Source organism: Kitasatospora sp. NPDC004799 (assembly GCF_040609095.1).
GTDB lineage: Bacteria > Actinomycetota > Actinomycetes > Streptomycetales > Streptomycetaceae > Kitasatospora.
On the sequence record NZ_JBEXJK010000402.1, the window covers coordinates 1 to 7,237 of the forward strand.

Genomic DNA, 7,237 nt, shown 5'->3' on the forward strand with positions numbered 1-7,237 from the left:
GGCGGGGGGGCCGGCCGCGCCCCCCCCGGGGGTGGTTGTTGCGTGGGATGGATTATTTTCAGAATGCCGGATCTGTAGGAGGGGCGCCTATCGCCGGTCCGCTCCCCGCGCGCCCGGTGCCCTGGTGGCTGCTCCGGGCGCGTCAGGCGGTCGGTCACGGGCCGCCCCCCGTCACCGGGCCGAGCGAGGGCCCGGACGAGGAAGCCGGCCCGAGCAGGCCGCCGACCAGCGAGCCGGCACCGTCGTGGTCGCTGCCCGCCGACCCGCTGCCGTTCTGGAGGTTGGCCGTGCGGTCGATCTCCAGCCAGGAGTCGGCGTTCGAGTTGTCCACGACCGTGATCAGCCCGCCGCCGGCCGCCGCGGGCGCCGCGGCGCCCACGATCAGGGCGCAGGCCCCGGCCAGCCCCAGCGCGGTGGCCCGCAGGGCGGCGGCCGGCGAGGGCGGGGCGGGCCCGCGCAGCCCGGCGCTCACACCGTCACCGCCATCAGCCCGCGGGAGCGCGAGATGTTCCGCTCCAGCAGTTCGGTGGACTCCCGCACGCCGACCTGCTCACCGCCCCCGGCCGGGGCCGGCAGCCGGCCGTCGGCGTCCTTGAGCCCGGCCAGCGCCTCGTCCATCGCCCGGTGCGCGGCGAAGAGGCACGGCGTGCTGTAGATGGCCACGTCCACCCCCAGGTCCGACAGCTCCGAGAGCGACAGCCGGGGCGACTTGCCGCCCGCGATCTGGTTGAAGAGCAGCGGCTTGTCGCCGACCACCCGGCGGATCCGGCGGATCCACTCCTCGCTGCGCACGCCGTCCACCAGCACCACGTCGGCGTCGGTGGCGGCGAGCGCGCGGGCCCGGCGCAGGATGTCGTCCTCCTCGGTGGCGTCGGTGCGCGCGACCACCACCAGGTCCGTCCGGTTGGCGAGGACGAGCTCCAGCTTCTCCAGGTACTCCTCCAGCGGCAGCACGATCTTGCCGTCCGCGTGCCCGCAGCGGCGCGGCCGCTTCTGGTCCTCGAGGATCACGCCCGACGCGCCGATCCGTTCGAGCCTGCGCACGACGTGGCAGGCCACCTCCGGATCGACGTAGCCGTCGTCGATGTCGACCAGCAGGTGGTGCTGGGGGAACGCCCCGCGCAGCCGCTCGACGAAGCCCACCATGTCGGGCCAGGCGATGAAACCGATGTCGGGCAGCCCGTAGTAGGAGGCCGCGAAGCCGAAGCCGGAGACGAACATGCCGTTGTAGTGCTCGGCCGCGATGGAGGCCGAGTACATGTCGTAGACGCCGATCAACGGCGTCGTCCCCGGGCCCGCGATCTCCGCGCGCAGCCGCTGGCCGGGGTTGTCCGATGCCGTGTTTCCGTGGAACAAGGTCTTCTCCTTGCTGGGGATGACTTTGCCTGAACTTGGTGTTCATCAGACCGAACTGAGGTGTCATCACTATGCGCCCTTTAACGTTCCGTGGGCAAATCTTTAAAGGAGGTTCCCTCGTTGGAGTGAAACGGCAGCGACAATAAGAAATAAGCTAAATATGGTTATCGCCTAAATGGGGTGACGTGACGGCAGGCCGGAGCGGCGCCCGCCCGGTGCGGGGGGGGGGCCGGGCGGGCGCCGGGCGCGGGTCAGGCGTTCGGGACCGGCGGGACGGCGCGGCGTTCGCGCAGCGTCCGGAGCATCCGCCGGGTGGCCTTGGTCGCGACCGGGGGCAGCAGCTCCAGTGCGAGCCGGCGCGGGGCGGAGCGCTGGACCGGGGACTTGACCCGGTAGTTGAGGCGCAGCACCCGGGCGCCGGCGATGGTGTCCTCGTCGACGGTGTACCCCTCGGCCTGCCAGTCGCGCTCCCGCAGGACCGCCTGGACGGCCGTCGCGTCGCCCCAGGTGCCGTAGAACTTCATCGGGGTGAGCAGGACCGGCCGCAGCCCGCCGGTGAAGACCGCCTCCCAGACCGCGGCGGAGACGCCCGGGGTGTGCTCGGAGCGGTAGTCGTCCAGGGCGACCAGGCCGCCCTCGGCGAGCGCGGCGCGGGCCACGGCGATGTCCCCGGCGACGTGCTCGTAGAGGTGGGAGGCGTCGACGTGGACGAAGCGGCAGCTGCCCGCCCGGATGCGGCCGTCGGCCAGCACCGAGGTCGGGGCCTGCACTATCTCGGGCAGCGAGCTGTGGAAGGCGAGGTAGTTGGCCTCGAAGGCGCTGCGGGTGAGGGTCCGGCGGTAGGACATGTCCATCTCGGCGGCGTTGTCGGCGTCGCCCGCGTCGGAGTCGAACAGGTCGCAGACCGTCAGCCGCTCGCCCGGCCGCAGGTGGTCGCCGAGCAGGACCGCGCTGCGGCCCAGGTAGCTGCCGAGTTCCAGGATGTCGCCGGTGACGCCGGCCGCGCTCTGGGCGGACAGCAGATGGCTGAAGGCGGCCCGGTCGAGGCTGAAGAACCAGCCGGGGATGTCGTCCCGCTTCAGCGGCGCGGAGGGGACGGCGGCCTCGGCCGCGGTCTCGGGAACGGGCACGGCGGCCTCCAGGGGGACGGCGGGGCGCGGTGGCGGATCACGTCCGCGAGGGGGACGCCGAGGACGTGAGGCGGATCATCATAGCGACGCCGGGGCCGGTGGTGACCAGGGGCGGAACGGCCCGGAGCCGATTCTTCGCTCGGCCGTTCGGCAGGGGCGCGCGCCTTCGTTTCCGCTCTCGAATCGCCTGGCCGGCCTAGTGATTCAGGGGCGGTCACAGCGCCGGTGCGTCGGGCCGTCCCGGGTGCTCCGCGTCGACCGGTCCTTCCAGCTCCGCGACGGTCTCGGTCAGCCAGGCCCGCTCGGCCGTGGTGGAGGCCCGGGCGACGAGCAGCATCCCGCGCCGGAAGGGGTTCGGCTCGCGCTCGGCGGTCACCGGCTGTCCCGTCCCGTCGTGGAAGAAGCTGCTCGGCGCGTCCAGGAAGTCCAGCCGCCGGCGGAGGACGGCGGCCTGTCCGGACGGATCGGTGAGGTGGTGCAGGAAGGCGGTGACGGTGAAGAAGCGGATCTGGTCGGTGATCTCGGCCTGCTCCGGATCGGCCAGCCGGCGCAGCAGCTCGGCCCGCCCCTGCGCCGTCAGCTCCAGCGTCTGCCGCGGTGCCGCGCCGCTGCCCGGTTCGGTGCGGCGGTGCAGCAGCCCGGCCTTCTCCAGCCGGGCGATGGCGGGGTAGAGCGCGCCGTCGCTCACCGGCCGGACGTGGCCGGTCAGTCCGGTGATCCGGGACTTGAGCTCGTAGCCGTGCAGCGGCTGGTCGTAGAGGAAGCCGAGGATCGCGAGCGTCAACACGGCTGGAGCCCTTCGGTCGGAGTGCGCCCTGTGGAGCGCCCATCTTACCTCTTGTCGATGTACCTCGAAACGATCTATCTCTATTCGAGGCAAGGGGAGCCGGTCCACGCGAGTCGAGGCCGGGCGAGCGGACCATACGAAGGGGGAGGGGCCATGCGCGGGCAGTTGCGCCGGCTCGCGGCACTGGCGGTACCCGTCTACGCGGAGCTGCTGTCCGGGGTGGTCGCCTCGGTGATCGGCGCGCTCTGGGTCGCCCGCCTCGGCGGGGTCGCGGTCGCCGCCGTGACGCTGGCCGGCACCGTCGAGAACCTGCTGCTCGGGCTGGTGCTGGTGGTCGCCTCCGGCACCAGCGTCCGGCTCGCCCACGGCCTCGGCGCGGGCGACCGCGCCGAGGCCGCCCGCACCGCCCGAGAGGCCACCTGGCTCTGCGCCGCGGGCAGCGCGGTGCTCGCCGTCCCCGGCTTCCTGCTGCGCGACCGGCTGGTCGGGGCCTTCCTGGACGGTGCGGCCGCCGCGCACGCCGCCGGGTACCTCACCGTCGCGTTCCCGGCCTTCGCGCTCTTCTTCGGCCAGCGCGTCGCCGACGAGCTGTTCAAGGGCGCGGGCGACACCCGCACGCCGATGCGGATCGCCCTGCTCTCCAACGCGCTGCTGCTGCTCCTCGACCCGCTGCTCATCCTCGGCCCCGGGCCGCTGCCCGCCCTCGGGGTGCCGGGCGCGGCCCTGGCCCTGGCCCTCTCCCGGGCGGTCGCCCTCGCCGTCACCCTGCGACTGCGGCGGCGACTGCGGCGGCGTGCGTGGGGACGGCGACGGGGACGAACGGAGCCGCGGCCGCGGACCGCCGACGGCACCGGGGGAGCGGGCGGGGCGGCGGTCCGGATCCTGCGCGCGGGCGCACCGTTCGGCCTGGACTTCACCGCCCGGATGGCCGTCGGAACCGCCCAACTCGGCCTGGTCGCGGGCTTCGGCGTCGCGGCGCTGGCCGGGTACGGCCTCGGCTACCGCGTCCTGCTGGTCGTCACGATGGCCTTCTACGCGCTGCGCCAGGCCGCGGCGATCGAGGCCGCCCGCCTGACCGGCGCGGGGCAGGGCGCCGCGCTGGACACCCTGCGCCGCGCCACCGGACGCCTCGCCGCCCTGCTCGGTGCCCTGGCCGCGGTGCCGGCCGCGACGCTCGCCGTCCCGTTGACCGCGCTCTTCACCGCGGACCGGGCGGTGGCCGCGCAGTCCGTCGGCTTCCTGCGCGCGGCGGCGCTCTACCTGCTGCCGTACGCCCTGGTGGTGGCGCTCGGCGGGGTGCACCAGGGGGCGGGCGCCGGCCGTCCGCTGGTGGTCTCCGTCCTGCTCGGGCTCGGGGCCCAACTCGCCGCCTCGGCCGCCCTGTCCGGGCCGCTGGGGGTGACGGGGGTGTGGCTCGGGCCGGCGGCGGGCGCGGGCGTGCAGCTCGCGCTGCTCGCGGCCCTGACCCGACGGCGGCGTCCGGGGTGGGCGAGCGCGGGTGTGTGCCAGAGTGGGAGCCATGGCATCGACTCCGGACGGGCGGCCGATCCCGCCTCCGCACGCCGCTGAACGCGCCATGCTGGAGAGCTGGTTGGACTTCCAGCGGGCCACCCTCGCCCGGAAGGTCGACGGGCTCGACGACCGGCAGGTGCGGCTGGCCTCCGTCCCGCCGTCCACGATGACCCTGCTGGGCCTGGTGCAGCACCTCGCCGAGGTCGAACGCAACTGGTACCAGCGGGTGTTCGCCGGCCGGGAGGTCCCGCCGGTGTACGGCGCGGAGAACGAGGGCGGCTACGGGCTGGACCCGGCGCGCGGGTTGGCCGAGGCGCTGGTGGACTGGCGGACGGAGATCGACCGGGGCCGGGAGCTGACCGCGGACGCGCCGCTGGAGGCGGCCGGCCGGCTCTCCCCGCAGGACGCGGCGGTGCTCGGCTCGGACAGCGTCTCGCTGCGCTGGATCCTGGTGCACCTGATCGAGGAGTACGCCCGCCACAACGGCCACGCCGACCTGCTCCGGGAGCGCATCGACGGCGTCACCGGGGTGTGACGGCAGGGGCGTTGCTCACGGCCGGTTGACCGGTACCCCCGCCCAGTCGGCTGCCCCGGGCCGGCCGACCGGTAGCCCCCGCCCGGTCGGCCGCACCCGGCCCGCCGCCCGACCGCCCGCCCGATCGGCCGCCGCCCCCGCCGCCCGACCGGGCAGCCGCGCGGCGGCCGCCGTCCCGGCACCGGCCACCGCCGCCATGGCCAGCGCGGCCGGTGCGAGCGCCGCGCCGGGGTCCGTGCCGCCGGCGGCGGTGGTCGCCAGGGCGATGCCCAGCGCCGGGCCGATGTTCAGCACGGTCTGCTGCAGGCCGCCCGCGACCCCGGCCCGGGCGGCGGACGCACCCCGGACCACCACCGTGGTGGCGGTGACCATCACCGTGCCGAAGCCGGTGCCGAGCAGCGCGAAGCAGCCGCCGATCGCGACCGTCCCGGAGCCGGGCCCGAGCCCTGCGGTGAGCAGGGCCCCCGCCGTGACCAGCGCCATCCCCGACAGCACCACCGCCCGCTCGCCGTGACGCTTCGCCAGCCAGGCGGAGCCGGGCGCCGCCAGGATCATCGTCGCCGCGAGCGGCACCGCCCGCAGGGCGCTCTGCAGGGGGTCGAGCCCGAGCACGTCCTGGAGGTAGTAGACGGCCGGGAAGAGCGTTCCCTGGAGCGCCGCCGAGGCCGCGAGCAGGACGACGAGCGGCGGTGCGACCGCCGCCGAGCGGAGCAGCGCGGGCGGCAGCAGCGGGTCGGCGGTCCGGCGTTCGTGCCGGGCCAGGACCAGGCCGAGGGCGCCGGCCGCGGCGAGGCCGAGCAGCGGTCCGGCCGACCAGCCGCGGTCCGGCAGCGCCACCAGGGTCTGCACCAGGCAGGCCAGCGCGAGCGCGAGCAGGGCCGCGCCGGGCAGGTCGAGCCCGGTGCGGCGGCCGGCCTCCGCAGGGCGGGGCCCGGTCGAGCCCGTCCCGGTCGGCACCGCGAGGGCCGCCAGGAGGGCGGCCGCGGCGAACGGCAGCCCCAGCAGGAACACCGACCGCCAGCCGAAGTGCGCGGTCAGCGCCCCGCCGACCAGCGGCCCGGCCGCCGCCGCGAGCCCGATGGCGGCGGTGCGGATCGCGATCGCCCCGGACAGCCGGTCGGCGGGCCAGGCGGCCCGCAGCATGCCCAGGGTGGCCGGCTGCAGCAGCGCGCCCGCCACGCCCTGGAGGACGCGCAGCGCGACCACCCAGCCGATGCCGGGCGCGAGGGCGATCCCGAGCGAGCTGGCGGCGAAGCCGGTCACGCCGAGCGCGAAGACCCGCCGGTGCCCGTACCGGTCACCCAGCCGGCCCGCGAAGACCAGCAGGGCGGCGACGGTGACCAGGTAGCCGGTGCTGGCCCACTGGACGGCGGTGACGGAGGCGTGCAGGTCGTGCCGGAGGGCCGGCTGGGCGACGGTCAGCGCGGTGCCGTCGACGGCGACCAGGACGGCGCCGGTGATGCTCGCGGTCAGCACGAGCCCCCGGCGGAGCCGCGGCCTCACCGGGCGACCGGGCCGAGGTGGGCGTCCAGCGCGACGCGCAGCAGCGGTTCGACGGATTCGTCGCCGGTGATGAGCCGCAGGCTGCCCCAGGTGCGCAGCTGGGCGAGGCCGTGCAGGTTGGACCAGAGGGCGGCGGTGGTGGTGGCCGGGTCGGCGGACTGCGGGTGCACCTCGGAGACCAGGCCGACGAAGGTCATGAACAGCGGCACGGTGGTGTGGCGCAGTTCGACGCCGCTGCCCTCCAGCAGGTCGTGACGGAACATCAGCTCGAACATGCCGGGGTTGGCGGCCGCGAAGCCGAGGTAGGCGCGGGCGAGCGCGTCGAGCCGGTGCCGGGGAAGCAGGCCGGCCTCGACCGCCGCGCCAGGATCGCCGAGCTGCGCGCCGCCGAGCAGCGCCGCGACCGCCGCAACA

General features: G+C 75.6%; 8 protein-coding genes. 2 read left to right on the forward strand and 6 right to left on the reverse strand.

The features are described 5' to 3' along the window. Nucleotides 1-154: 154 nt before the first annotated feature. The 4 genes from ABZW03_RS33640 to ABZW03_RS33655 all read right to left on the reverse strand — a co-directional run bounded on the left by ABZW03_RS33640 (nt 155) and on the right by ABZW03_RS33655 (nt 3,273). The gene (locus ABZW03_RS33640) at nt 155-472 is read right to left on the reverse strand and encodes a hypothetical protein (RefSeq protein WP_355266942.1); all 318 of its coding nucleotides are present in this window, start codon (nt 470-472) and stop codon (nt 155-157) included. After that, complete coding sequence (locus ABZW03_RS33645) at nt 469-1,356, reverse strand: isocitrate lyase/PEP mutase family protein (protein ID WP_355266945.1); 888 nt, start codon at nt 1,354-1,356, stop codon at nt 469-471. Before ABZW03_RS33645 ends, ABZW03_RS33640 begins: the two co-directional genes overlap by 4 nt. Nucleotides 1,357-1,607: 251 nt before the next feature. Beyond that, nucleotides 1,608-2,486 (reverse strand): class I SAM-dependent methyltransferase, encoded by an 879-nt coding sequence (locus ABZW03_RS33650; RefSeq protein WP_355266948.1) that lies wholly within the window; start codon nt 2,484-2,486, stop codon nt 1,608-1,610. Between the two features lie 214 nt (nt 2,487-2,700). Beyond that, nucleotides 2,701-3,273, reverse strand: a complete 573-nt coding sequence (locus ABZW03_RS33655) for a PadR family transcriptional regulator (protein WP_355266951.1) — start codon at nt 3,271-3,273, stop codon at nt 2,701-2,703. Nucleotides 3,274-3,426: 153 nt separating this feature from the next. Here ABZW03_RS33655 and ABZW03_RS33660 point away from each other — a divergent pair, with 153 nt between their 5' ends. Both ABZW03_RS33660 and ABZW03_RS33665 read left to right on the forward strand, forming a co-directional pair. Continuing rightward, nucleotides 3,427-4,842 carry an MATE family efflux transporter gene (locus ABZW03_RS33660; RefSeq protein WP_355266954.1) on the forward strand — a complete coding sequence of 472 codons (1,416 nt, stop codon included), beginning with the start codon at nt 3,427-3,429 and terminating at the stop codon, nt 4,840-4,842. Further along, entirely contained in the window at nt 4,793-5,320 is a 528-nt protein-coding gene (locus ABZW03_RS33665; protein ID WP_355266957.1) for a DinB family protein, read from the forward strand. Before ABZW03_RS33660 ends, ABZW03_RS33665 begins: the two co-directional genes overlap by 50 nt. 15 nt (nt 5,321-5,335) lie before the next feature. On the opposite strand, the gene ABZW03_RS33670 is transcribed toward ABZW03_RS33665, so the two are convergent. Next, a complete protein-coding gene (locus ABZW03_RS33670) occupies nt 5,336-6,796 on the reverse strand; it encodes an MFS transporter (RefSeq protein ID WP_355266960.1) in 1,461 nt (486 codons plus the stop codon). Nucleotides 6,797-6,819: 23 nt separating this feature from the next. After that, nucleotides 6,820-7,237: TetR-like C-terminal domain-containing protein (locus tag ABZW03_RS33675; RefSeq protein ID WP_355266962.1), on the reverse strand; the 418-nt coding region annotated here is incomplete at its 5' end.

Bases quoted from the DNA above. Each gene is read 5' to 3' on its own strand.
- ABZW03_RS33660 (WP_355266954.1), top strand. From the start codon at position 3,427: ATGCGCGGGCAGTTGCGCCGGCTCGCGGCACTGGCGGTACCCGTCTAC.
- ABZW03_RS33665 (WP_355266957.1), top strand. From the start codon at position 4,793: ATGGCATCGACTCCGGACGGGCGGCCGATCCCGCCTCCGCACGCCGCT.